Genomic DNA, 25,264 nt, shown 5'->3' on the forward strand with positions numbered 1-25,264 from the left:
CCAAACCTGACATCTGGGCCGCCTGACCAGGGAGGATTAGCCTGTCGCTGCAGCTGTGACTTGTTCCCACGACACGGACAAGACGAAGGGGTGACTTCGCCAGCTCGGGCGCAAGCAATTTCCACCAAGTTCGGATTCTTTGGACTACTTTGGGTGATTCTCGGCCTGCCGCAGCGGTTCCCCGACACTCCCAATTGTCAGGGTGGGATTTAAGACCATCATCCGCGACTGCCAGTAAATCGGGATTTCACCCCATTCTGACGCCAATGCCTGGACCTGGATATGGGAACGCGCCCTCGGCGATCCACTCACTTGTGATCTAGGGCGTGATTGAGGCATTGAACCGTGCTGTTGTTTCATGACAGGATGATGGTATGACAGCAGTTGCAGGAGCCCGTGGAGGGCTGAAAGCACACCACGATTCCATCCGACTTCCCGAGCCTGAACTGGTCCGGGACCTGCGGGACATCCTTGGCGCCAAGCTCGTTGCCTACATCGGCTCGGTCAAAGAAACCCGGGCTGTACGTCAATGGGCCGACGGTGAACGGAAACCATCAGCCGAGGTCATGACCCGACTGCGTCATGCCTACCACGTTGCGGCTCTATTGGCTGAGCACGACTCCCGGTCCGTGGTCCAAGCCTGGTTCCAGGGGATGAACCCCCAGCTGGACGACGTGCCGCCAGCGCGTCTGCTGCGCGAAGGCCAGATCGACGACGCGGCACAGGCGGTCCTTGCCGCTGCCCGGGCATTTGCGGCAGCAGGCTGACGGGTGGATCCCGAACAGCAACTGGCAACAGCTACTGCGGACACCCGGGTATGGCGCATTGGTTTCCGCCCCGATCCATGGGCGTGGAGTGGCTGGGAATGGGCAACCGACGGCAGATTCCCAGGACGCTGGGATGACCTGCACGGAAACTTCCGGACCGTCTACGCCGGCTCCAGCCTCAGCGCATGCCTGCTCGAGGTACTCGCCGGCTTCCGGCGCGATGCCCGCCTAGCCGCGGAGCTGGACGAGATCATCGAGGATGACGAAGATGCCGTGCTGCACCCGACACTGGTATCCGGGCAGGTGCCTCGGGAGTGGCTCGACGCCCGCGCAGCGACATCAGCCGAACTTACCGGCACCTATTGCGCGGTGACGCACTCGCGGTCCATCGCCGTCCTTCATCCGTACTTCGTCGGCAGGGCTCTCAGCCTCGGACTCTTAGACTTAGACGCCGCAGCCCTAAAGGGCGCCAGGCCGCGCCGACTAACCCAAGCAATCGCCGCTTGGATCTACGAGACAACAGACCTCGACGAGGTCACCTTCGCATCCCGCCATGGCGACGACCTACGACTCTGGGCCATCTTCGACCCCCCGGCGACCCGCACATCAGCCCCAAGCTAACCCACGCCAGTTCCGAGGACCTGCACCACGCCAGCGATGCAATCAAGGACGCCCTCCGGACGCTCGGCCTGACGTGGAAGAGTGAATAGCACCCTCCCCAGCCCGTCCTCGCCCAAGCTTGACGGAATACCCATTAGCGGCTTTCAAAGCGCGGGAGTAGAAGCAGGTGTAAGCACTGGTCTTCGCGACAGCGACGCCGATCAGCATCAGGTCATTTGGCCGGCGTCAGCACGCTACGCCCGCGATCCAAGTCAACGAGTCCGACGTCGGGGTTAGAACGCACAAGCGAATGTATCGTCTATGGCAGCAGTGACCATAAGGATGGGCGAATCAGTGAACGAGCGCAGGCGCCGGGCCCCTTCCAGCCTATTCATGTCGGGGAGTTCGGTAGTCCAAAGTAGTCACTGATGGAGATTGAGTGCCCATCGCATCAATCCCCGCAGCTCCGTCTACAGCGACGTGGGCGGTGATGTCCGCCCGTTTGCAGACTCGTTTGAGCAGACCTCGGACGTCGGCGTCATCATTGAGGACAACCGAGACCCGCTTCGTCCCCACTGCAATTCTCCTTGCTACACGCCTCCGGCTACAGGACTTCGGCCCGCTCGGCCTCACTGCGCAGCCTTCTTAAGGTCGGCCGAACCTACCGCAGGACAGGAACCGGCTGTGGGGCCTTAACCCTTACCCCGCGCGCCGAGAGAACATAATCGAAGCAGCCCGCCATCCTGCACAGGCTGGCATCCTAGGCCGAGCAAGATTTTGCTGTGCAGAATGTTGGCCGAAAGGCGCTGCCTCCGCTCCTCGGATCCTCGGCCCTCAGTGGTACTGCTGCACTGAAGCATGACCCATGGCACAACCCGCGAGCATGAAGTTTCGTTCTGCATCGGAGAACTTTAGCCCTATTCCGGCACGGTCCCGCACTGGAAGGGGATGTGAGTATTCTCACGGGAACTTCGGCAGCGGCTTTTTTTAATGGGGAGCGCTTCTGTCGGGCCGCTTGAAAAGCCCGGAAAATAGCCTCAGGCAACTAGTTTGCGCCCCTTTTGTCCGCTGGTTGCGGGCCGCCCGGGGTCCCACGAATCGTTTTTCCACCGTTGCAGGATTGCCGAGGAAGGGCATATAACGAATTAGCTGCCCCGCACGTCCCCGGCTGTTCCAAGCATTTGGTGATCTGACGTCCGGCTTCGCGGCTCCGACCTTATTAAGGAGAAGTGATGCATCTTTTGCCCCGCGAGCAGGAAAAACTCATGATCGTCGTCGCCGCCGACCTTGCGCGCCGACGACAGGCCCGGGGCTTGAAGCTGAATTTCCCGGAGGCCGTGGCCCTGATCAGCTACGAACTGATCGAAGGTGCTCGCGACGGCCGGTCCGTGGCGGACCTGATGAGCTACGGGACCACTCTCCTGACACGCGACGACGTCATGGAGGGCGTGCCGGAGATGGTCCACGATGTGCAGATCGAGGCGACCTTTCCCGATGGCACGAAGCTCGTCACCGTTCACGATCCCATCCGTTAGGAGCACCGTATGATTCCCGGAGAATACGCACTGAGGTCCGAGCCCGTCACGCTGAATGCCGGACGCGATGCGATCGACGTCCAGGTCACCAACACCGGCGACAGGCCGATACAGGTAGGGTCGCATTTCCATTTTGCCGAAGCCAACACGGCCCTGGATTTCGACCGGAAGGCGGCATACGGCCGGCGCCTGGACATTCCCGCCGGCACCGCCGCCCGGTTCGAACCCGGAGACAGCAGGCCCGTCCGGCTGATCGAACTGGCAGGAAACCGCGAAGTCTATGGGCTGAGCAACGCCGTCAATGGGCCGCTCACGACTGCTGAAGGAGCAACCAAATGAGTCTCGAAATTTCCCGTAAGCAGTACGCGGACCTCTACGGCCCCACCACTGGGGACGCCATCCGTCTGGCGGACACAGACCTTTTCCTCGAGATCGAAAACGACCTCACCGTCTACGGCGAGGAAGTGGTCTTCGGCGGGGGCAAGGTGATCCGCGACGGTATGGGCCAGAACGGTCAAGTCACGAGGGATGAAGATGTCCCGGACACCGTTATCACCAATGCGATCATCCTGGACTACACCGGCATTTACAAAGCAGATGTCGCCCTCAAAGACGGGCATATCTTCCGGATCGGCAAGGCCGGCAACCCCCAGATCACCGACGGCGTGGACATCGTCATCGGCGCCAGCACCGAGATCATCGCCGGGGAACGGAAGATCCTCACCGCCGGCGGCATCGACACCCATATCCACTTCATCTCCCCCGACCAGGTGCCCACCGCCCTCTGCAGCGGCGTCACCACCATGGTCGGAGGCGGTACCGGCCCCGCCGAGGGCACGAAAGCAACCACCATCACGCCGGGCAAATGGCATATCTCCAACATGCTCCAGGCCATCGAAGGGCTCCCGATCAACGTCGGACTCTTCGGCAAGGGCCATGCGTCCGCCGTCGAACCCCTCGCCGAGCAGATCCGCGCAGGCGCCATCGGGCTGAAGGTCCACGAGGACTGGGGTGCCACCACCTCCTCGATCGACACCTCGCTCAAGGTGGCTGACGAGTACGACGTCCAGGTGGCCATCCACACCGACACCCTCAATGAGTGCGGCTTCGTGGAGGACACCATCCGGGCCATCGATGGCCGCGTCATCCACACGTTCCACACCGAGGGCGCCGGCGGCGGGCACGCGCCGGACATCATCAAGATCGCGGGCATGCCCAACGTCCTGCCCGCCTCGACCAACCCGACGCTGCCGTACACGCGCAACACTATCGAGGAGCACTTGGACATGCTGATGGTGTGCCACCACCTCAGCCCTGCCATCCCCGAGGACGTGGCGTTCGCCGATTCCCGCATCCGGGCCGAGACCATCGCGGCCGAGGACGTCCTGCAGGACCTTGGCATCTTCGCGATCACCTCGTCCGACTCCCAGGCCATGGGCCGGGTGGGTGAAGTGGTGGCCCGGACCTGGCAGGTGGCGGACAAGATGAAGCGGCAGCGCGGCGTGCTCAAGGACCCTGCTGGCGGCATCCACGGCGCTGACAACGGCGCCGGGGCAGAGAGTGACAACTTCCGGCTCAAGCGCTACGTCGCGAAGTACACCATCAATCCTGCGATCGCACAGGGTATGGCGGACTCGATCGGTTCGGTGGAAGTGGGCAAGTTCGCCGACCTGGTCCTCTGGGACCCGGCGTTCTTCGGCGTCAAGCCCGAAGTGGTGCTCAAGGGCGGCCAGATCGCCTACGCACTGATGGGCGACTCCAACGGCTCCATTCCCACTCCCCAGCCCCGTACGATGCGGCCCATGTACGCCACGTTGGGGAAATCCCTGCAGCGATCCTCCATCACCTTCCTGTCCAAGGCAGCGATCGAGGCCGGCGTGCCGGAGGAATTGGGTCTGGAAAGGGTCATCCGCCCGGTGTCGGGCATCCGCTCCCTGACCAAAGCCGATCTCAAGCACAACAATGCCACCCCTGACATCGAAGTTGACCCCGAAACCTACAAGGTGACGGTCGACGGCGAGGACGTCACCTGCGAGCCATCGGATGTGCTGCCCATGGCCCAGCGCTACTTCCTCTTCTAGGAGCGGTTTGTGATTATCGAAAAGATCCTGGGCAACCTGCACGAGCTGTCCGATCATGATGGCGAGTACGACGGGCTGCACCGGGAGTACGTAGTACTGCCCAGCGCCGAACTGGTGAAACGCATCCAGCGGGTCACCACCGACCATGGCAAGGAAATCGGCATCCGGCTTCCGGCCGGCTCGGCCGACCTGCGCGACGGCGACATCCTGCACGTGGAGGGCACCAACATGATCGTGGTGTCCGTGCTGCCCACCGACGTCCTGGTGATCGCGCCGCAGTCCATCCATGAGATGGGCATCGTCGCGCACTCGCTTGGCAACAGGCACCTGCAGGCACAGTTTTTTGAGGCCTCCTCCGAGTATGGTGCCGACGTGATGGTCTGCGCTTATGACCACACGGTGGAGGACTATCTGAAGCATGTCGGTGTTCCCTACGACCGTCAGGAACGCATCATGCCGGTTCCTTTCCGCCATGCCGAGCACTCGCACTAGCTACCAGCTCGCGCTCCAGCAGCTGACGGACTCGGCGCTTCCAACGGGGGCCTTTGCGCACTCCCTGGGGTTCGAGACGTACATCGAGCGCGGGCTGATCCACGACGCAGGCACGTTCGGGCGCTGGCTCTCGGCTTTTATTGGGCAGCAGCTGACCTACTCCGACGGGATGGCCATCCGGCTCCTGTACGAGGGGGTTCCCGTCGCGGAACTGGATCCCGTGCTCAGCGCCCAGCTCCTTCCGCGGCAGGTACGTGAAGCGAGCATCACGATGGGCGGCCGGTTGCTGGAGATCGGCGCACAGGTCTTCCCGTCGACCGAGCTGGCCGGCTACCAGCTCCTGGTAACCAGCGGCCGGGCCGAAGGCCATCAGCCGCTGGCGTTCGCCGTCGTCGCCCGCTCCCTGGGGGTCCCGCTGGCGGAGGCGCTGCCGGCGTACCTGTTCGCCACAGTTACGTCCCTGACGCAGAACGCCGTGCGGGCCGTTCCGCTGGGCCAGAACGCCGGCCAGCGGCTGCTGGGCGTGGCTGCCAATGATGTCGCCGTCGCGGTGCAGCGGATCGGGGAACTTGCGCCGGACGATTTTGGGGCCATGAGCCCCGGTATGGAAATTTCGCAGATGCGGCACGAACGGCAGCGTGCGCGCATGTTTATGAGTTAGCAGGAGGAAAGAATGACTGAACCCATCATTATCGGTATCGGGGGCCCCGTGGGAGCCGGTAAAACCCAGCTTGTGGAGCGGCTCACCCGCCACATGAGCGGTGCGATCTCCATGGCCGCCATCACCAACGACATCTACACCATCGAAGATGCGAAAATCCTGGCCGCCAACGGAATCCTCCCCCAGGACAGGATCCTCGGCGTTGAAACCGGCGGCTGCCCGCACACCGCCATCCGGGAAGACACGTCCATGAACACCGCCGCCATCGAGGAACTCAAGAAGCGGCACCCGGACCTCAAGGTCATTTTCGTTGAGTCCGGGGGCGACAACCTCTCGGCCACGTTCAGTCCCGAGCTCGTCGACTTCTCCATCTACATCATCGACGTGGCCCAGGGCGAGAAGATTCCCCGCAAAGCGGGGCAGGGCATGATCAAGTCCGATCTGTTCATCATCAACAAAACAGACCTGGCCCCTCATGTCGGTGCCAACCTGTCAGTGATGGAGCAGGACTCCAAGGAATTCCGCGGCGACAAGCCGTTCTGCTTCACCAACCTGAAGACCGACGAAGGGCTCGACAAGGTAATCGAGTGGATCCGCCGCGACGTCCTGATGCTCGATCTGGCCGAATGAGCACCAGGACCGCCGAACCGCTCCAGGTGATAACTCCGGGGCCGCCGTCGGAGCTCCCGCCCCGGATCCCGATGGGGGTGCTGGAGCTTCGGGTCGCCGCCCACGGCCAGCGCTCAGTGGCCGTACATCAGTACCATCAAGGCGCGCTGCGTGTGCTGCGGCCGCACTACCTCGATGACTCCGGGCAGGTCTGCTACGTCATGGTCAACCCCGGAGGCGCCTACCTTGGTGCCGACCTGTTCACCGTTGACGTCGAGGTGGAAGCCGGCGCTTCACTGCTGCTGACCACGCAGTCGGCTACCAAGATTTACCGGACTCCAGGGTCGTTTGCCGAGCAGATCACGACCCTGCGGCTGGGAGACGGTGCGCGGCTGGAGCTCGCACCGGACCAGCTGATCGCCTACCGCGAGGCGAGCTACCGGCAACGGACGCACGTAACCGTGAGCCCAACGTCGAGCCTCATCATGGCAGAAGTGGTCACACCCGGCTGGTCCCCCGACGGTTCATCATTCAAGTACGAAGAACTCCGGCTCAAGAACGAGATTTACGTCTCCGGTACCGACGGGCGGCACCTGCTGGCGTTGGACAACCTGCTGATCCGGCCGCCGCAGGCAGATATCACCGGGATGGGATTCATGGAGGGCTACAGCCACCTCGGGTCGCTGATCGTCGTTGACCGACGCGTGGACCAAAACCTGGCGGACGAACTGCACGTCCTGGCCGCCGGTTACGATGCCCTCAGCGGTCTCTCCCTGACCGCGTTACGCTCAGGAACCAGGGGCCTGGTTCTGCGGTCCCTGTCCAACAGCACAGCAGAACTCAACCACCTCTTGGGAGCCTGCAGCGGTCTGCTCCGCCAGCGCTGGTACGGCCAGCAAACGCTGGACCTCAGGAAGTACTGATGACAGCACTCGGCAATCTCGCTTCCCTGTACCGCCGGCGCGAGCACCTGCCGGCAAAGAGCCGCCTGCTCAGCGTCGCCGCCGCCGTACTCCTGCTTCACTGCGCCACCATGGTCATGCTGTGGATTGGCTCCGCCGCTGCCCACCCGATCGCCCTCGGCCTGGTCGTCACCGCCTACCTGGCCGGCGTGAAGCACAGCTACGACTGGGACCACGTAGCGGCGATCGACAACTCCACCCGCAAGTTCGCAGCACAGCACAAAAACCCACTGAGTGTGGGATTTGCCTTCAGCCTGGGCCACAGTTCCGTCGTTGTCCTGACCGGCGTGCTGATCGTGTCCGGGGTGTCCGTCGCCGGCCGGCTAATGCAAGACGGCAGCACAGGCAATCTCGTACTGCAACTGACAGGCAGTGCAGTCTCAGGACTCTTCCTGCTGTTCATGGGCATCTTCAACGGCTCGGCCTTCCTCAAGGCCGCGCAGGCCTACCGAAAAGCCGCCAAGGGAGGCGGGATCAGCGAGGAAGACCTGGAACCCAAGGGATTCATGGCGCGCCTGCTGAGCAAGCCCCTGGCCAAGGTCCAACGGCCACGGAACATCTACGTCATCGGCTTCCTGTTCGGCCTGGGATTTGATACGGCAACCACGATCGGCCTGCTGGTCATGACAACAGCCGCGACACTGGCAGGGGTATCACCAGTCGCCCTGATGACGATTCCACTGGCTTTCGCCGCGGCCATGACACTGTGCGACTCCCTCAACGGCATAGCCATGATGCGCATGTACACGTCAGCCATCGAAAATCCCCAACGCCGGCTTGGTTTCAATACCATCATCACCGGGCTGTCGGCATTCTCCGCACTGCTGGTTGCCATCCTTACCCTGAGCGGCCTGGTCCACATCCTGGGCTGGAATAACCCTGCCACCACCTGGCTTGCCCACATCGACCTCGGGGACGCCGGGCTTGCGCTGGTATGCAGCTTCGCCGTTCTATGGGCCGTAGCCACACTCTTGGCGCGGAGGCGCCCACTATGATCCCCCAATACCTGCACTCGGAAACCGTCAAAAGCCTCAACTGGTTCACCGCCACCACACGCGGCCTGAGCCAAATCTATTTCCAAACAAACGCCTGGACCGGACTCGCCGTACTCACGGGGTTTGCCATCGCTAACTGGAGAATGGCCACCCTCGCTGTGGCCGGGCTCATATTTTCAACCCTAAGTGGCGTGATCTGCCGACGCAGGCTCGCTGAACTGGGCAACGGGCTGCATGGCTACTGCGGCGCCCTGGTCGGAGCGGCACAATACGCTGCCCTGGGCTTCACCTGGCCCGCCGCCGCGTTCGCCATCCTCGGCGGCCTCGCCTGCGGACCGGTCACCGTAGCCCTCGCCTGGCTCTTCTACCACCCCTCCATCCGCAAATACGCCCTCCCGGTCACCACAGCACCGTTCTGCATCGTCGCCGGGGTACTCTTCGCCGTCCACACCCCGCTCCACGGCCCCCACACAGACCTTGGCGAAGTACCGAAAAACGTCCTGGCCAACACCGGCCAAGCGATCCTGAGCAACATTTCCGAAGTGGTGTTGGTCGATTCAGCCACCGCCGGCGCCGTCATCCTCATAGGACTCTTCATCGCCCACTGGAAGGTAGGCCTTGCCGCGCTCCTCGGCAGCGCCCTGGAAGCCGGCATGGACCTCGCCACCGGCTCCGACGTCCAAGCATGGGCCCACGGGCTCCTCGGCTACTCCGGCGTCCTGACAGCCATAGCACTGGCGGCAGTCTTCCTGCGGGGCACCTGGCAGCCATGGGCAGCAGCCACAGTAGGCGTCGTTCTTTCATCCTTCCTCGCCTGGATTATGGGCCTGACAGCCCTCCCCGTCTACACATGGCCCTTCATCCTTGCCACCTGGTTCATGCTGGTCGTACTCCAGCACATTCCCGGCTTCAATCAACGCTCCTAGACAGATCAGCCACGCACCCCGTCATCTCTGTCCGTATCGAGACTTCGACGGCATGCCAGCACGGAGGCCTCCCAACAATCCCAGTCCCAGTGGCGGCTTGTCTTATGAATCCGGACGAGCCATATCTGATGCCGGCTTTGACGGCTCGGTCCTATCCAGACTGCTGGAGGCACTCGAGAGGCTGTGGCGGTGTTTATCTGGGACACCACCGCACTGCCCTGCGCCTAAGAACACTGGCGCTAAACCCTGCCGACAAGCGACCTCACGGGGTGATCGAAGCCGCCCTCACCGCCCTTCGGCTGTCCAAAAGACCCTGATGCAAAGCGCCTTTCCTGCGCAAGCCCTATGCCTGGAACTGACAGAATCACAGGCAATGACAGAAGCTCCGACGAACATCCGCAACCTTAGAAAGCTCCGCGCCCTCGGCGTGGGCATTTCGATTGACGACTTCGGAACCGGATACTCCTCGCTCTCGCAGCTGCACCGCTTACCGGCCACCGAGGTCAAAATCGACCGGCCATTCACCCGGCACCTCGGTACTGATAGTGCATCCGCCTTCGTTGCCGGAATCGTCGGCCTCGGTCACGGAATGGGGATTCGTGTCGTGGCGGAGGGAGTCGAAACACTAAATCATTTCGACGCCTTGCGCGCCGTAGGCTGCCACCGCGCACAAGGCTATCTGTTCGGCAAGCCCCTCGATCCACTGGAGTTCGTCACCGTAATGGGATCGAACATTTGGCTGGCATCTTCGGAGTGCCCTGCGGCCCTTTACGTCAGCCCTAAACTAGGGAAAGACCGATCCGAGGACCCGTACCACGACAGCGATGCGGGCAAGACCGCTGCCAGTCGCTCACCCTGACGTGGAGGAGCGAATATGCCCTCTCCCCCAGCACCTCACCATCAGCTTGACGGAATCTGCATTATCGGCTCTTCATGGGGCACGTAGAAGCCGGGGCAACTCCGGACCCTTTGGATGCTGAGTCGTGCGGAGAATTACAGAAGCGAAATGCAGAAACAACTCGCCGGGATGGTGTGATCAGGGTTGCGCCCGTGGCCACGGGCTGGGCGACAAGTTCCTAAGGGCGCATTCGGTCTCCTACCCGGTCAGCTTCGGATACCGAGGTCGACAGGGGTGACTTCTCTGCATCAGCACCTTTATTCCGGTGCCCGCCGCGTTGCGCTGCCGCGCCGGCGAGGACGACAAGTGAGATGCCCACGACCTGGGCTGCAGAGGGTTGTTGGTTGAGGATGATTAGCCCCAGAAGGACTCCAGCGGCGGGTTCGAGAGCCATTAAGGTGCCGAATGCGGTGGTTGTCATTCCGCGCAGGGCCAACATTTCGAGGGCGAATGGCAGTACGGGCAGCAAGATGGCGAGCCCGGCAGCGATCGCTACAGTCTCAAGGCTGATTTCCCCCGAGGCTTGGGGGATCCCGACGATGGCTGCAGTGAGTGCGGCGAGGGGGATGGTCATGGACAGTGCCCCGATGCCGGTGAAGCGGTCCCCGATTCTCTGCGTGAGGAGGATGTAGGCTCCCCAGGAGATGCCTGATAGGGCCGCCCATGCAAGCCCGGCCGGGTTGAAGCTGCCCTGCCAGGGTTCGGTCAGCAGGATGACGCCGAAGAGCGCCAAGGTTGGCCACAGGAGGGCCCTATGGGTGTGACTGCGGACTGCCGCGACCGTGAGAGGCCCGAGGAACTCGACAGCCACGGCGGTGCCCAGCGGTATTTGTTCGATTGCGGCGAGGAACGCCATCGTCATCACGCCGGTTGTGATGCCCAGCCCTAGCACAGGCAGCACATCACTTCGTCTGAGGGAGCGCAGTGGCGGGCGGGCTAACGCCAAGAGAATGACAGCTCCCATGCTGAGCCTGAGCCACGCAGCCCCTGCGGGGCCGATTTCTTCGACCAAAGGTATGGACAGGGCCGAGCCCAGCTGGATCAAAATAATTGCAGTTATGGCCATTCCCCACGGCGGGACGGGGACTTTTACTCGGCGGTTCATAGTCATGCGGGTTCCATTTCCGGACGCAGCCCCTCCATTGGCGCACATGGCTCAGCGGTTGGTCATTTGCCCTTCCACAGGGCCTTTCACCGGCTGGAACGGGTTTCGGTGAGTGCGCGGTGGTTCTGGTTCAGCTTTGAGTTGCGCACGGAGTAGGTGAAGTAGAAGACCAAGGCAAGACCGGTCCAGACCAGGAAGGCGATAAGGGTAACGGAGCGCAGGTCCTTGATGATCCAGAGGCATCCGGCGATGGCGAGGATCGGCGTGACCGGATAGAGGGGGACTTTGAAGGGGGCCGGGGCGCCCGGGGAGTTCCGTCTGCGGATCATGACCGCGATGGCCACAACCAGGAAGGCGACGAGAGTACCGACGCTGGTCAGTTCCGCCAGGAAATTGATGGGCAGGAACCCTGCCAGGACCGAGACGGCGACGCAGGTCATGATCGTCCCGGCCACGGGGGTTCGGGTTTTGGGGTGGACTTTGGCAAAGACTGGTGGGATGAGTCCGTCGCAGCTCATGGCGTAGAAGATGCGGGTTTGGCCGTAGAGGACGACGAGGGTGACGCTGAAGATGGAGATCACGGCCGCCACGGCAAGGACGGTACCTGCCCAAGTTGATCCTGTGACCGCCTGCAGAATCGCGGCCAGGCCGGCTTCCTGGCCCTCAAATTTGTCCGCTCCTTGTGCCGCCACGGCGACCAGTGCCACGGCGACGTAGAGGGCGGTGACAACAGCCAGGGTGATCAGGATGGCCAGGGGCATGCTCCGGGAGGGGTTTTTGGCTTCGTTTCCGGCTGTCGAGACCGCATCGAGCCCGATGTAGGAGAAGAAGATGATTCCTGCCGCCCCGGTAATGCCTGCGAGCCCCATGGGCGCGAAGTTCGAGAAGTTGTCCGAGTTCCAGCCGGTCATTCCGACCACGATGAACATGATGAGGACGGCGATCTTGATCAGTACCATGACGGCGTTGGCCTTGGCTGATTCGCTGGCTCCCCGGATCAATAACAGCGAGCACAGTATGACCAGGACGATTGCCGGGAGGTTGACCACTCCCCCGGCCTCAGGCGCGCTCGAGAGCGCTTCCGGGATGCGGAACCCGAACAGGTTCTCCAGGGCCTGGTTGAGGTACTCAGACCATCCCACGGAAACGGCGGCTGCTGACACGCCGTATTCCAGCAGGAGGCACGCCCCCACGCCAACGGCGGGAAGTTCCCCCAGTGTCGCGTAGGCGTAGGAGTACGAGGAACCCGACGCAGGCATGACGCTGGCCATTTCCGCGTAGCACAGTGCGGTAAGCCCGGCTACAACTGCAGCGATGACGAAAGACCAGATGACGGCTGGTCCGGCTACGGGCACAGCCTCGGTGAGAACGATGAAAATACCCGTTCCCACGGTGGCGCCGATACCAAGCGTGGACAGCTGGAAGACCCCCATGGTCCGGCGGAGGCTGCCCTTCCCCTCGGGCGAACCATCGCCGTGAGCGGCGACCGTGGTCTTGCGAAAAGCGTCTGTAAGAAGTGGGGACATCCCGGAAGTTCCTAACATGTGGGCGGCCCGCGGGGATGAAGTCTCGTTGCCCGCGGCGCCGGTGGCGCGGTGGTGGTGTAGATCACCGCGACCAAGACTAGGCATATATTGCCTTATAGAGCAATATTTAGCGCACTCTAATACAGCTTCACGAGACCTTGACAGAGAATGCTCAGTTGGGCAATATAAGTAACAGCATTGGCGGGTTGTTCACCTGCCTTTTGGATCACTGTGGCCAACGGGTGCCACCGACTTTTGGAGCTGCCATGAAGATCAAAGACTTCGGCGTTGAAATCTGGATGAACCGGTACGAAAACGACTGTATCTACAACCTGGGCGAGACCTGCGTTGAGTCCCTTACCGTGGACCAGCTCCTGACGATGGCAGGCCGCAAGGAGACATTCCTGGCCGAGATCCTGCCCATGAAGCTCACGTACGGCGCCATCGAAGGCTCGGACCGGCTTCGTGAACTAATCGCCGGCCTCTACGAGACGCTCAAGCCGGAGAACACCATTACGACCCACGGTGCCATTGGTGCCAACGCCCTTGTGCACGAGACCCTGGTCGAACCCGGTGACGGCGTCATCTCTGTGCTGCCGACCTACCAGCAGCACTACTCCATCCCGGAAAGCTACGGAGCTGACGTCCAGCTGCTGAAGCTGCATCCCGAAAACGGGTACCTGCCTGACCTGGACGAGCTCAAAGCTATGGTGAGTTCCAACACCAAGCTCATCGTCCTGAACAACCCGAACAATCCGACCGGTTCGGTCATGGACCGCCAGATGCTGCAGTCCATCGCAGACATCGCCGCGACTGTTGGGGCGTACGTCCTTTGTGATGAGGTGTACCGGGGCACGGCACAAGATGGCGACGGTTTCACGGCCTCCATCGCGGACGTTTACGACCGCGGCATCAGCACCGCGAGCATGTCCAAGTCCTTCTCGTTGGCTGGCCTGCGCCTGGGCTGGGTGGCTGGCCCGACCGAGCTCATTGAGCGGGTCGCTATCCGGCGCGATTACAACACCATCAGCGTCGGCATGATTGATGATGTTCTGGCCCGGATCGCACTGGAAAACAAGGACACGATCCTCGAACGTTCCCGGTCCATTGTCCGGACTAACCTCGCCATTCTCGACGAATGGGTTCAGCAGGAGCCGGCCATCACCTACGTCAAGCCCGCTGGGGGAACCACTGCCCTCCTGGAATACAACACCGGGGAGCCCTCCGCTGAACTGGCAGCTGCACTAATGGAAGAGGTCGGGGTCCTGATGACCCCGGGCAGCGCTTTTGACCTCGAAGGCTGCCTTCGCATCGGCTACGCAAACAACGAGGAAGTACTCCGTGCGGGACTTGCCAAGGTCAGCGAGTTCTTCGCCCGGCGCGCACAGTCCTAAGCCCGTCCGGACCGGACCCGACTCCTCCCGGTCCGGATCCCGCACCCCAGCAGAAGCCGCGGGGAACGCCACGGCGCGTTCCACGCGGCTTTTCAGCATCCTGCACCAGCAAAGAATCGAGTGTCATGTCCGAATACCAGGTCATCAATCCTGCAACGGGTCATCGGGGCCCCCAGTACCCACTCATCACAGGCGAGGCCCTCGAGAACGTCATCAGCGCTGCCGATGCGGCCTACCGCAGCTGGGGCCGCGCCAGCACCGTGGCGGAGCGCACCGGGCTGTTGAAACGTGTCGGGGACCTTCACCGGGAACGCCGTTCGCATCTGGCCGAACTCGCCGTGGAGGAAGTAGGCAAAACCCGTTCCCAGGCTTTGGGCGAGGTGGACTTCACCGCCGACATCTACGACTACTACGCCGCCCACGGGGATGAATTCCTCCAGGACGAGCCCATCGAGCTGATCTCAGGCACCGGAAGTGCCTTGGTTCGCAGAAGCCCCATCGGTGCCCTGCTGGGGATCATGCCCTGGAACTACCCCTACTACCAGGTGGCCCGGTTCGCCGCCCCCAATCTGCTGCTGGGCAACACGGTGGTGCTCAAACACGCACCGCAGTGCCCTACTTCCTCAGCCGCCATCGAAGACCTGTTCCTCGAAGCAGGCCTCCCGGAAGGCGGCTACACAAACATCTACGCCAGCAACGAACAAATTGCCGAAATTATCGCAGACATCCGGATTCAGGGCGTGTCCCTTACCGGATCGGAGCGGGCAGGCGCTGCCGTAGCCGAGGTGGCGGGACGCCACCTCAAGAAGGTTGTCCTTGAACTGGGTGGATCAGATCCTTTCATCCTCCTGTCCACCGAGGACCTCGACGCCGCGGTGGAATGCGCGGTCACGGCAAGGCTCGACAATAACGGTCAGGCCTGCAATGCCGCCAAACGGTTCCTTGTAGCAGAGGACCTCTACGAGCCGTTTAAAGCTCGTTTCGCGGAGGCGCTGTGCAGGGTATCCCCCGGCGATCCGTCACTGCCCGGCACCTTTCTTGGACCCGTGTCCTCGACTGCGGCCGCAGACCGTCTCCAGGAACAGCTCGACCTGGCAGTGGATTCGGGAGCGACAGTCCTGACCGGGGGCACCCGTTCGGGCACCTATTTTCCCGGAACTCTCCTGGACGGGCTGGACCCGAAAAACCCAGCCTACTACGAGGAATTTTTTGGTCCCATTGCCTCTATCCAGAAATTCTCTTCCGAAGATGAGGCGGTGAAGGCCGCCAATGACAGCGCTTTCGGCCTTGGATCCTACGTTTTCACCACCGATTCCGAACAGGCCCTGAGGGTGGCGGACCGGCTCGAGGTCGGCATGGTCTTTATCAACGGCGTCGGAGCCGAGTCTGCCGAGCTCCCATTCGGCGGGGTCAAAAGGTCAGGGTTTGGACGGGAACTGGGCCGGTACGGTGTCGATGAATTCGCCAACAGGAAACTCATCCGCACCATTGGCTAACCACCATCCCGGGCCATGCCATCCCTGGCCGGACAGGGAAGCACGGGAAAGAGAATTCCCGTCCCTGCTCGAGAATTTCTGCAAGGACACCTGCAATTGCAAGAGGAATCATGAGAGACGACAAGGCGCCGCCCAAGCCGCGCCTGGACACTGAGCGCCAGTACCTAATGCCATTACCTGCAAGCCGGTATTCGGGCCCGAGGTCAACCGAGGGCCAGGACCCCGGGGACCTTCCGCTTTTCTTTGACCCGGTGGTCCAGCTGTTGCAAGGCAGGGCCACCGACGCCGCCGATCCCCTACGACGGGTTCTCCCCCAACGCCCGGCTGCCACCTCCCCAAGCCAAAGAAAACGGCCCTCCCACCACCTAATGACCCGAAACGCCAGGATCAGTGCTGTAGTGACAGACCTAAGGAATCTGCAGACCATGCAGCAGGACGATGGGTCCGAACAGGCCCGGAAGGTGCACTAGATGCTTAGACAAACCGAAGAGACGCAGCGACGTGAAGCCGCGCCACGCTCTGGGTCATCCGTCGGCGAAGACATGCGCGAGTGCGATGAGGACTGCCATTACTGTGCAGGACCCGAAACGGACTGATGTCTCACCATAATTGGGCCAGTGAACCAGTCGTGCTCCGTCCGCTCGCATTCGCCTCGGAATTCAGCACGCCCTGCGCCACGAGTTTAAGAGGACGCCAGTCTGGAACAGGAATGACGAAAGGCCTCTTTGCGTAGTATCAACGCGAAGAGGCCTTTCGACATGAGTCTGACCGCTGGTCACCCATCAAGATGGGTGGGTGCGAACATCGTCAGGAGCGTTTCGACGACGACGACGTTGGGCCCGTCAGCGGCGAATCCGGCCTTGAGCGCGGCCCCCACATCCTCCGGGGCCACCCGGGTAGCCGGCACGCCGAACGACTCTGCAAGCTTCACGAAGTCGGGCCGGGCCAGTTCGGTGGCCGTGGCCTTGCCAAAGGCGCCCACCATGTACTCGCGCAGGATGCCGTAACCACCATCATCAACGATCAGCCAGGTGACGGGCACGTTGTGCTGCTTCGCGGTGGCCAGTTCGCTGATGGAGTACATGGATGATCCGTCGCCGGAAACTGCCAGTACCCGCCCGGACCCGCCGCGCGATGCAAGGCCCGTAGCTGCACCAATGGCCGCAGGGAAACCGTAGCCGAGACCGCCGGCGCCTTGGGCTGAGTGGAACTGACCATCACGGGCATCCCAGCAGGACCAGCCCCAGTATGCGGCGATGGTCATGTCCCAGAACGTCTGCATACCTGCCGGGACTGCTTCACGGATATCTGCCATGAACTTCAGTTCCTTGCCGAGATCCTGAGACCCCAAGCGTGCCTTGACCTTGGCAAGGGACTCCTTCACCAGCTCTTCCGGTGCCATCCCGTGCCAGCTAGGCTCCGTGGGCTGCTCCCGGATGAGCGCGGCGTCCAATGCCGCCAGGGCCTTCCCGGCATCCGCCCGGATACCAAGACCCGGACGGTTGGACTCCAGGACGCGCGGCTCGGCGTCGATCTGAATGATCCTGCCGCGCGGCTCGAAGGTGAAGTAGTTGGACGTAACCTCGCCCAGGGACGAGCCGATCACCACCAGGACGTCGGCGTCCTCGAGGACGTCGGTCATGTACCGGTCCTCGATCCAGGACTGCAGGGACAGTTCATGGTTCCAGGGGAAAGCCCCGTTGCCGCCGGGCGTGCAAATCACCGGCGCGCGCAGCTTCTCTGCGACCGACAGCAGCGACTTCTCCGCCTTGCCGCGGCGGGTTCCGCCGCCGGCAATGATGGCGGGGCGCTTAGCTGTTTCCAGCCACTTGACCGCTTCGCGCACCAGCTCAATCCGCGGCGGGTTGTCCGCCGCCTCTGCCAGCGCATCTTCCACCGGCGGAACCATGATCGGATCCAGCAGGACATTCTGGGGGATCTCGACCCAGACCGGTCCCTGCGGCGAGGAGATGGCCTCGGTCCAGGCGTCCTGGATGGCCGAGGGAATGCCGGACGCATGCTGGATCAGCCGCTGGCTCTTGGTGACGTTTGCCGCCGAAGCCTTCTGGTCATCGAGCTGGTGCAACATGCCCTTGCGCCGCGCACCCAGGCCCTCCAGCGGAATCTGGCTTGCCACCACCACCATGGGCACTCCCGTGGCGTACGCCTCCTGCAGTCCGGCCAGCGAGGTCAGCGCCCCGGGGCCGGTGGACAAAAACAGCACGCCCACTTCGCCGGTGGCACGGGAGTATCCATCCGCGGCAAAGGCACTGTTGTTTTCCACCCGGGACGAGACAAAGTGCAGGTTGCCCCGTCCCATGGCGTCGAAAAGTCCCAGGGCATGCTGGCCCGGGATGCCGAAGACGGTCTTGGCTCCCAGTGCTTCGAGGGTCTCGACGACAAGGTCACCGCCGTTGCGGACATTCTGACTCGTGATGTCAGAGGTTTCTTGATGCATGGCTAGTTCTGTTCCTTGATTCTGTTGGTGTTCCGGTTGATCCCGGCGACGCCGGGCGCGTCCGCGGGATTGGCCCGGTTCTGTATGAGCCTCAGAGGCCCTCGTGGAGGACGCGGTAGCCATCGTCGATGTGAATGATTCGCCGCCGCCGTGGCACGGATATGACCCAGATGATTTCCCGGTCGTCAGTCATGGCATCAACGGTGCCGGCGACCGGCGTCAGCCCGGGGTGGACCAGAACCACTTCCTGACCTACTTCCAACCTGTCCCATCCCTTGGCTTGGGTCCTGACGGTACTGATAGGCGCTTCCATGATTGCCCTTCCTTGGACGGAAGCTGCAGGATTCCTTCCCTGCAACTTCAGACGCGGCGATCTTTCTGCAGTACTTAATCCGCCACGACGGCCAGTACGTCGATTTCGACAAGGGCGCCGGGGGCCAGTTGGGCGCCCACTGTCACTCGTGCCGGAAAAGGTTGCGGAACGATCCTGCTGTAGGCCCGGTCAAACTCATCGAAGTCGTCGTCCGAGGCGAGGTAAACACGGCTGATTAGCACGTCGGCCCAGGAAGCGCCCGCCTCGGCCAGCAGGATAGTGATCTGACTCAGACTTTGCTCGGTTTGGGCTTCGATGCCACCGACAAGAATCCCGCCCTTGACCGGGTCGATGGCAAGCTGCCCTGAGAGCTGCAGAAACCGACCTATCTGCTTTCCCTGGCTATAGGAGCCGACGGCGGCCGGGGCGGCAGCCGTATCGATGATTCGCTGTTCCATAAGTGTCGTTCCTTCGTCTGTATCAGGGGTTGTCAGGGAGGCGCATAGGCCCGCTGATGGGCCGTACAATGTACCTAGAGAGCAATATACTGCACAGATCTGGGACAATCAATAACTTTGGTTCTCACTTCTAATGGCGTGAATTGGTGAGGAGTTGATTAGGTCGCCGCGGGACAAAGCACTGATAACGGACGAGGTGGCAACGCAGCAGCTGATCGGACGGCGGGTCAGAAAGCGTCGGACGGAGCTGGGGATGACCCTTGCCGTGCTCGCCCATTCAGTCGGGGTAAGCGTCGGGTCCCTCAGCAGAATGGAAAACGGGGAAAGGGTGGCAAGCCTGCCAAGGCTTGTTGCGCTGTGTGCGGTTTTGCGGCTTCGCGTAGAGGACGTGCTCGACCCCTTGGAGGAACCTGCTGCCAGAGTTGTGTCGGCCACCGGTCCCCTTTTTGACGAGCGGGGGCCGGCCGGACTCTCGATCCAGACTGTGGCTCAACAGGCCAGCCCCTCCCTGCTGGTGGTCAACGCCGTGCTGCGTGGCGGGGGCAGTTGCGCTGTTCACGGACCTGGAGCACTCGTTGCAGTGCAAGCAGAGGGCCATTCGCTCCTAAATACCCAAGGATCCGAGTATGTTCTTGAGCCCGGGGATGCCCTGACACTTTCCATGCGCGGGCCCATTACCTGGATCAATAAGTGGCCCACTATGTCCAGAGCGCTCTGGACGGGAATCCCGGATGTCAGGTTCGAGAACCCTGAGCTCGCTGTCTTTTAAGCCTCTGGTTCCTGCGCGGTAACCGAGGCACTGTTACCCGGGCTGTATTAAGGAGTGTTGATAACCACGATTCTTACGAAGCTGACCTCATCACTGGAATCGTTTCTGTAGGAATAGGTGCGGTCAGTCGCGATGCGGGCTACGCCACCGGCAGGGACGGCATAGGTTTCTCCGTCTACAGCAAGACTGAGGGTGCCGCGGATAACCGCCAGCATTTCTTCAGAACCCTGAGGGTCCGGCTCAGCGTCGTAATGGCCGCCGGGCGCCAAGGTCCAGTCCCACATCTCGGCGGGTCCCTGGCTTTTTGTCGTGGTAAAAACGCGGCCCTGATTTCCTTCGCCTCCCCGCCACACGACGGTGGCCTCATCTTTGGGAATTAGCTCAACCGGGCTGTCGGTCCTTGAACGGACCAGAGCGGAAAATTCCACGCCCAGGGCGCGGGCGACCTTGTCAAGTGTCACCAGAGAGGCATTGGCGGTGCCCGCTTCGATAGCCGTCAGCATCCGCCGGCTGACGTCCGAACGCTTTGCCAGGTCCGTAACCGACACCCTTTGAGCAGTTCGCAGCTTTTTAATCGTGCCGCCAACGAGTGCTATCAGCGACTGTCCCGCTGCGTCGACCTCGGTCATGTTCCTGCTCCCCTGTGTCACAGTGAGTGATAAAGTGCTCACTTGGAGCGTATCAGCTGGTGTCACATCTCAGTTGCTCATTTTGCAAAAGCGTTCTTGTTTGGCCGCATCCCTAACCCTATACTGCTCTTGTGAGTATTTTATTGCTCATGTTGGCTCTTCCCTCTTCCTGCCAGCCGGCCGGTTAGGCGCTGCCTCATCCGGCCGTAGTGGAGGAGCATTTTCCCCACACGCCAAGGAGCAGAACATGCTTTCCTCGATGCTTGACCCGGCCGTTGTTACCGTCACCGTCGACAGCGCCGACGTAGTCCCGGACGCCCTGTCCGCTGCGATTGAACGTGTGCGCGAAGCCGCTCCCGGCAATACTTCCCGCGGCATTCTCGTGACCCGGCACGCGCCAGGGGATTTCAGCATCCGCCTCAGTGATGAAGTTCCCTACGGGCTGACTCGTGAGCGATACGCGTACTGAACCCCTGTGCATCCTTAGCCACTGACTCCAACTCCCGCCCCAACCCGTCCCCCGATCAAGCAAGGACCCACCATGCCAGTACCGCACGATTCCACCACCCCTCCAGCCGAGCCGAACAGCGTCACGGGCAGCAGCCGCGTAAAGCGTGGCATGGCCGAGATGCTCAAGGGCGGCGTCATCATGGACGTCGTCAACGTCGAGCAGGCCCGCATCGCCGAAGACGCCGGTGCCGTGGCTGTCATGGCGCTGGAGCGCGTTCCTGCCGACATCCGCGCCCAGGGCGGTGTGTCCCGGATGTCCGATCCGGACATGATCGACCAGATCATCGACGCCGTGTCCATCCCGGTCATGGCCAAGGCCCGCATCGGCCACTTCGTCGAGGCCCAGGTCCTGCAGTCCCTCGGCGTGGACTACATCGACGAGTCCGAGGTCCTGACCCCGGCCGACTACATCAACCACATCGACAAGTGGAACTTCAAGGTTCCCTTCGTCTGCGGCGCCACCAACCTCGGTGAGGCCCTGCGCCGCATCAACGAGGGCGCGGCCATGATCCGGTCCAAGGGCGAGGCCGGCACCGGCGACGTTTCCAACGCCACCGGCCACATGCGCAAGATCCGCTCCGAGATCGCCAGGCTCTCCTCCCTGCCCGAGGACGAACTGTACGTCGCGGCCAAGGAACTGCAGGCCCCCTACGAACTCGTGAAGGAAGTGGCTGCGGCCGGCAAGCTCCCCGTGGTGCTGTTCACCGCAGGCGGCATTGCCACCCCGGCTGACGCTGCCATGATGATGCAGCTCGGCGCGGACGGTGTCTTCGTCGGTTCCGGCATCTTCAAGTCCGGCAACCCCGCCCAGCGCGCTGCCGCCGTCGTGAAGGCCACCACCTTCTTCGACGACCCCGACGTCATCGCCAAGGCCTCCCGCGGGCTGGGCGAAGCCATGGTGGGCATCAACGTCGACGAGATCCCCCAACCGCACCGCCTCGCCGAGCGAGGCTGGTGAAGGCCCTAGGACCTTGAGCTCGGAAAATGGGTGGCTGCCATGTAAGGCGGCCACCCATTTTTGGGTTCATCCATCCGACGGAACTGTCCGGGGAAAGGACGGGTCTTCACCGGTGAGCAGGCGGTACAGGACGCGGGCGCCGAAGATGAGCGCCTCGACCGGAACACGTTCATCGGTACCGTGGAACATGGATGAGAAGGAATACCCCGGAGGAAGTTTCAAGGGTGCGAACCCGTAGCCCTGGATGCCGATGTCGGCAAAGGAGGCATTGTCGGTGGACGCCGAGGATGTATACGGAACAACTTTGCATCCGGGATCCTCGGCCGCGAGGGATGCCTGCATCGCGGCGACCAGTGAGGCTCCTGGATCGGCTTGGTCTGCTGCTGTCAGATCGATAACGTCCATCGCGACGTCGGGGCCGGCGAGGAAGGCCAGTTCCTCCAGAAACTCTTCCTGGTACCCCGGGACGAAACGGCCATCCACATACGCTTCGGCGCTGCCTGGCACTACGTTCAGTGAGTGCCCTGCCTTCAGGACCGTAGGGTTGGCCACGTGGCGCAGGGATGAGGTCAGCATGCCGGCAACTGGCGCGAGGACACTGTCCTGGAGCGTGTCAGGATCACCCGACAGGTCAGGTGCGCCAAGTTTTGCGAGGGCTTCTGTCATCTGCCCGGACACGTCGGTGAGCCGCAGGGGCCACTGGTGGCCCGCGATGCGTGCCACGGCTGCCGATAGGATGCCGATGCTGTTGCGGGGGTTGGTGATGGAGCCGTGGCCTGCGGTCCCCCGGGCTGTCAGGCGCAGCCACGCGACACCTTTTCGCCCGGATTCCAGCAGGTAGATCCTTTGGTCCGGCCGGATCTGTACTGAAAAGCCGCCCACTTCGCTGATGGCTTCGGTGCAGTCAGCGATAAGGTCCCGGTGGTTGTTCACCAGCCACCGGGAACCCAGGGTGAAGGCGTTCTCCTCATCGGCAAGGAATGCCAGAACAAGCTCGCGCTGAGGCTGCACCCTCCGCCGCTGCATTTCCCTGGTGGCCGTGAGGATCATTGCGACCATGTGTTTCATATCGATGGAGCCCCGCCCCCAAAGGAACCCGTCGATCACTTCACCGGCGAACGGATCCACCGCCCACACCGCCCGGTCGGCTGGTACTACGTCCAGGTGTCCATGGACGAGCAGCGCAGGGCCGGTCCGGCCGGGAACCCGTGCCACCAGGTTGGTACGCCGGACTTCGGGTTCCAGGAGTGTGGACGCAATGCCCACCTCAGCGAGCTTGGCGGCCACGTACTCGGCTGCTGCCCTCTCCCCCGGGCCTGACCCGTCCCCATAGTTGGAACTGTCGATCCGTATGAGATCCCGACAGATCTCCACGACTTCCTCGAAGCCGGAACCCACCTGCCGATCCGCGGGCCCAGCCGAACCCGGCTGGGCCCGCGGCGTCGGCGGGGTTGCGTTGATGGTGTTCACAGTACCCGTGACAGGAACGACTGGGTCCGCTCGTGCTGGGGGCTGAGCAGAACCTCGTCCGGTGTCCCTTGCTCGACGATGACCCCACCGTCGAGGAAGACGACCTGATCTGCCGCTTCGCGGGCGAACCCCATCTCATGGGTCACGACGACCATCGTCATTCCGGAAGCTGCCAGGTCCCTCATCACCTTGAGAACTTCGCCCACCAGTTCAGGATCCAAGGCAGAGGTGGGCTCGTCGAAGAGCATCAGCTCCGGTTTCATCGCCAACGCCCTGGCGATCGCGACGCGCTGCTGCTGACCACCGGAAAGCTGAGCGGGGAAATGGTGCGCCTTGTTGCCCAGTCCTACCTGCTCCAAGAGGGCCGTGGCCCTTGCACTGGCACTGGAGGCCGACTCCTTGAGTACCCTCCGGGGTGCTTCCATGACATTTTCGATGGCGGTCATGTGGGGGAAAAGATTGAACCGCTGGAAGACCATGCCGATCTTTGACCGCTGCCGGGCAATGGCGCGTTCATCCAGTTCGTGCAGAATCCTCCCCTCTTCGCGATAGCCGACCAGGTCTCCGTCGACGTAGAGGCGACCGGAGTCGATGCGTTCGAGGTGGTTGATGCACCGCAGGAGTGTACTTTTGCCTGAACCGCTTGGACCGAGCAGGCAGGTCACGTCGCCGCGATTGACGGTCAGGTCGACTCCCCGAAGGACTTCGTGGTGTCCGAATTTCTTGCCGACGTTATCCGCCAGCACCATGATGTCGTTCATCGTGCTCCTCGTTTCAGACGGGGGGTTGAAGAGGGACGGACACCGCGGCCGAACCTCTTCTCCAGCTGGCTCTGCCCCAGCGAGAGCAAAGTGGTGACGATCAGGTACCAGATGGACGCGACCACCAACAGGGGAATGACCTTGTAGTTCTGTGCGTAAACCTGCTGGAGGTTCGTCATCAGGTCATTGCCGGCGATCACGGACACCAGGGCCGAGGTTTTCAGCAGGGAGATCACTTCATTGCCCATCGGCGGTACGACAACTCGCATGGCCTGGGGCAGGATGATCCGACGCATCGTCACGGCCCTGTTCATTCCCAGCGCTGACGCTGCCTCACGCTGTCCGCCATCAACCGACTGGATGCCGGCGCGGACGATTTCTGAAGCGTAGGCAGCCTCATTAAGGCCCAGGGCGAGGATCGCCGCGGTGGTGGAGTTGATCAGCGCTGAAGTCGGGGATGAGAAAAAGACCGTGTCGGTGAAGGGGATGCCGATAGTGATGGAAGGAAAGAATGCCCCGATGAAGCCCCAGAAGATGATCTGCACCAGGACCGGAATCCCGCGGAACAACGTGACGTAGGCTCCTGCCACGGCCCGGAGCACCCAGTTGTGTGACAGGGTCATGATCGCCACGATCGTTCCGCCCACCAAACCGATGACCATGCTGATCACTGTCAGGTAGAGGGTGACCAACAACCCACGGATGGTCAGTTCCGCGAACAGGTAGGCACCCACGGTGGGCCAGTCCAGGTTGGGGTTGGCCGCGAAGACCCAGGCAATTCCCAGCGCCGCGAGGCCGATAACCACCGCTGCGACAGTCCGCCAGGGATGGCGCAGTCTGCGGACTTCGAAATCGTCCACCCTGCGCTCAGTTTGCACGCTTACCGACATG

26 protein-coding genes are annotated in these 25,264 nt (G+C 62.3%); 17 read left to right on the forward strand and 9 right to left on the reverse strand.

What is annotated here, in order from left to right; all coding sequences use genetic code 11:
• Positions 1-374 precede the first annotated feature (374 nt).
• From AC3IMC_RS17505 to AC3IMC_RS17560, 12 genes are all read left to right on the forward strand, one after another.
• Positions 375-767, forward strand: a complete 393-nt coding sequence (locus AC3IMC_RS17505; RefSeq protein WP_490919966.1) for a hypothetical protein — start codon at positions 375-377, stop codon at positions 765-767.
• A 3-nt stretch (positions 768-770) separates the two neighbouring features.
• Positions 771-1,388, forward strand: a complete 618-nt coding sequence (locus AC3IMC_RS17510) for an RES domain-containing protein (protein ID WP_490919967.1) — start codon at positions 771-773, stop codon at positions 1,386-1,388.
• 1,211 nt (positions 1,389-2,599) lie between these two features.
• Positions 2,600-2,902 (forward strand): urease subunit gamma, encoded by a 303-nt coding sequence (locus AC3IMC_RS17515; RefSeq protein WP_490919968.1) that lies wholly within the window; start codon positions 2,600-2,602, stop codon positions 2,900-2,902.
• Between the two features lie 9 nt (positions 2,903-2,911).
• Entirely contained in the window at positions 2,912-3,241 is a 330-nt protein-coding gene (locus tag AC3IMC_RS17520) for an urease subunit beta (protein ID WP_490919969.1), read from the forward strand.
• On the forward strand, positions 3,238-4,983 hold the full coding sequence (gene ureC, locus AC3IMC_RS17525) for an urease subunit alpha (RefSeq protein ID WP_490919970.1): 1,746 nt from the start codon (positions 3,238-3,240) through the stop codon (positions 4,981-4,983). Before AC3IMC_RS17520 ends, ureC begins: the two co-directional genes overlap by 4 nt.
• A gap of 9 nt (positions 4,984-4,992) precedes the next feature.
• Positions 4,993-5,475, forward strand: coding sequence for an urease accessory protein UreE (ureE, locus tag AC3IMC_RS17530; RefSeq protein WP_490919971.1), 483 nt, complete (start codon positions 4,993-4,995; stop codon positions 5,473-5,475).
• Positions 5,456-6,136, forward strand: a complete 681-nt coding sequence (locus tag AC3IMC_RS17535; protein WP_490919972.1) for an urease accessory protein UreF — start codon at positions 5,456-5,458, stop codon at positions 6,134-6,136. The genes ureE and AC3IMC_RS17535 overlap by 20 nt, the downstream gene beginning before the upstream one ends.
• A 12-nt stretch (positions 6,137-6,148) precedes the next feature.
• Entirely contained in the window at positions 6,149-6,766 is a 618-nt protein-coding gene (gene ureG, locus AC3IMC_RS17540; protein WP_490919973.1) for an urease accessory protein UreG, read from the forward strand.
• The gene (locus AC3IMC_RS17545) at positions 6,763-7,668 is read left to right on the forward strand and encodes an urease accessory protein UreD (protein ID WP_490919974.1); all 906 of its coding nucleotides are present in this window, start codon (positions 6,763-6,765) and stop codon (positions 7,666-7,668) included. Before ureG ends, AC3IMC_RS17545 begins: the two co-directional genes overlap by 4 nt.
• Positions 7,668-8,702: a HoxN/HupN/NixA family nickel/cobalt transporter gene (locus tag AC3IMC_RS17550; protein ID WP_490919975.1), complete on the forward strand. Its 1,035-nt coding sequence runs from the start codon at positions 7,668-7,670 to the stop codon at positions 8,700-8,702. The genes AC3IMC_RS17545 and AC3IMC_RS17550 overlap by 1 nt, the downstream gene beginning before the upstream one ends.
• The gene (locus tag AC3IMC_RS17555; RefSeq protein ID WP_490919976.1) at positions 8,699-9,628 is read left to right on the forward strand and encodes an urea transporter; all 930 of its coding nucleotides are present in this window, start codon (positions 8,699-8,701) and stop codon (positions 9,626-9,628) included. The genes AC3IMC_RS17550 and AC3IMC_RS17555 overlap by 4 nt, the downstream gene beginning before the upstream one ends.
• Positions 9,629-9,680: 52 nt before the next feature.
• Positions 9,681-10,487 (forward strand): EAL domain-containing protein, encoded by an 807-nt coding sequence (locus AC3IMC_RS17560; RefSeq protein ID WP_490919977.1) that lies wholly within the window; start codon positions 9,681-9,683, stop codon positions 10,485-10,487.
• Positions 10,488-10,704: 217 nt separating this feature from the next.
• On the opposite strand, the gene AC3IMC_RS17565 is transcribed toward AC3IMC_RS17560, so the two are convergent.
• Both AC3IMC_RS17565 and AC3IMC_RS17570 read right to left on the reverse strand, forming a co-directional pair.
• On the reverse strand, positions 10,705-11,631 hold the full coding sequence (locus AC3IMC_RS17565; protein WP_490920077.1) for an EamA family transporter: 927 nt from the start codon (positions 11,629-11,631) through the stop codon (positions 10,705-10,707).
• An 86-nt stretch (positions 11,632-11,717) separates the two neighbouring features.
• Complete coding sequence (locus AC3IMC_RS17570) at positions 11,718-13,157, reverse strand: amino acid permease (RefSeq protein ID WP_490919978.1); 1,440 nt, start codon at positions 13,155-13,157, stop codon at positions 11,718-11,720.
• A 266-nt stretch (positions 13,158-13,423) separates the two neighbouring features.
• Between AC3IMC_RS17570 and AC3IMC_RS17575 the strand changes: the two genes are divergently transcribed.
• Positions 13,424-14,551, forward strand: a complete 1,128-nt coding sequence (locus AC3IMC_RS17575; RefSeq protein ID WP_490919980.1) for an aminotransferase — start codon at positions 13,424-13,426, stop codon at positions 14,549-14,551.
• A gap of 125 nt (positions 14,552-14,676) precedes the next feature.
• Entirely contained in the window at positions 14,677-16,047 is a 1,371-nt protein-coding gene (locus tag AC3IMC_RS17580; protein ID WP_490919982.1) for an NAD-dependent succinate-semialdehyde dehydrogenase, read from the forward strand.
• Positions 16,048-16,822: 775 nt separating this feature from the next.
• Here the strand turns inward: AC3IMC_RS17580 and AC3IMC_RS17585 are convergent.
• The 3 genes from AC3IMC_RS17585 to AC3IMC_RS17595 all read right to left on the reverse strand — a co-directional run bounded on the left by AC3IMC_RS17585 (position 16,823) and on the right by AC3IMC_RS17595 (position 19,276).
• A complete protein-coding gene (locus AC3IMC_RS17585) occupies positions 16,823-18,505 on the reverse strand; it encodes a thiamine pyrophosphate-binding protein (RefSeq protein ID WP_490919983.1) in 1,683 nt (560 codons plus the stop codon).
• Positions 18,506-18,596: 91 nt separating this feature from the next.
• Positions 18,597-18,818, reverse strand: a complete 222-nt coding sequence (locus AC3IMC_RS17590; protein WP_490919984.1) for a hypothetical protein — start codon at positions 18,816-18,818, stop codon at positions 18,597-18,599.
• Between the two features lie 74 nt (positions 18,819-18,892).
• Positions 18,893-19,276: a RidA family protein gene (locus AC3IMC_RS17595; RefSeq protein WP_490919985.1), complete on the reverse strand. Its 384-nt coding sequence runs from the start codon at positions 19,274-19,276 to the stop codon at positions 18,893-18,895.
• A 196-nt stretch (positions 19,277-19,472) separates the two neighbouring features.
• On the opposite strand from AC3IMC_RS17595, the gene AC3IMC_RS17600 reads away from it, so the two are divergent.
• Positions 19,473-20,045 carry a helix-turn-helix domain-containing protein gene (locus tag AC3IMC_RS17600; protein WP_490920078.1) on the forward strand — a complete coding sequence of 191 codons (573 nt, stop codon included), beginning with the start codon at positions 19,473-19,475 and terminating at the stop codon, positions 20,043-20,045.
• Between the two features lie 47 nt (positions 20,046-20,092).
• Here the strand turns inward: AC3IMC_RS17600 and AC3IMC_RS17605 are convergent, their stop codons facing one another.
• On the reverse strand, positions 20,093-20,674 hold the full coding sequence (locus tag AC3IMC_RS17605) for a helix-turn-helix domain-containing protein (RefSeq protein WP_490919986.1): 582 nt from the start codon (positions 20,672-20,674) through the stop codon (positions 20,093-20,095).
• A gap of 247 nt (positions 20,675-20,921) precedes the next feature.
• On the opposite strand from AC3IMC_RS17605, the gene AC3IMC_RS17610 reads away from it, so the two are divergent.
• Entirely contained in the window at positions 20,922-21,143 is a 222-nt protein-coding gene (locus AC3IMC_RS17610) for a hypothetical protein (protein ID WP_490919987.1), read from the forward strand.
• Between the two features lie 72 nt (positions 21,144-21,215).
• On the forward strand, positions 21,216-22,142 hold the full coding sequence (gene pdxS / locus AC3IMC_RS17615; protein ID WP_490919988.1) for a pyridoxal 5'-phosphate synthase lyase subunit PdxS: 927 nt from the start codon (positions 21,216-21,218) through the stop codon (positions 22,140-22,142).
• Positions 22,143-22,208: 66 nt separating this feature from the next.
• Here the strand turns inward: pdxS and AC3IMC_RS17620 are convergent, their stop codons facing one another.
• The 3 genes from AC3IMC_RS17620 to AC3IMC_RS17630 form a co-directional block, all read right to left on the reverse strand.
• On the reverse strand, positions 22,209-23,540 hold the full coding sequence (locus AC3IMC_RS17620; protein ID WP_490919989.1) for a M20/M25/M40 family metallo-hydrolase: 1,332 nt from the start codon (positions 23,538-23,540) through the stop codon (positions 22,209-22,211).
• Between the two features lie 68 nt (positions 23,541-23,608).
• A complete protein-coding gene (locus AC3IMC_RS17625; protein WP_490919990.1) occupies positions 23,609-24,373 on the reverse strand; it encodes an amino acid ABC transporter ATP-binding protein in 765 nt (254 codons plus the stop codon).
• Positions 24,370-25,263 carry an amino acid ABC transporter permease gene (locus AC3IMC_RS17630; RefSeq protein WP_490919992.1) on the reverse strand — a complete coding sequence of 298 codons (894 nt, stop codon included), beginning with the start codon at positions 25,261-25,263 and terminating at the stop codon, positions 24,370-24,372. Before AC3IMC_RS17630 ends, AC3IMC_RS17625 begins: the two co-directional genes overlap by 4 nt.
• Between the last annotated feature and the right edge of the window lies 1 nt (position 25,264).

The organism is Arthrobacter sp. E70 (assembly GCF_058266945.1).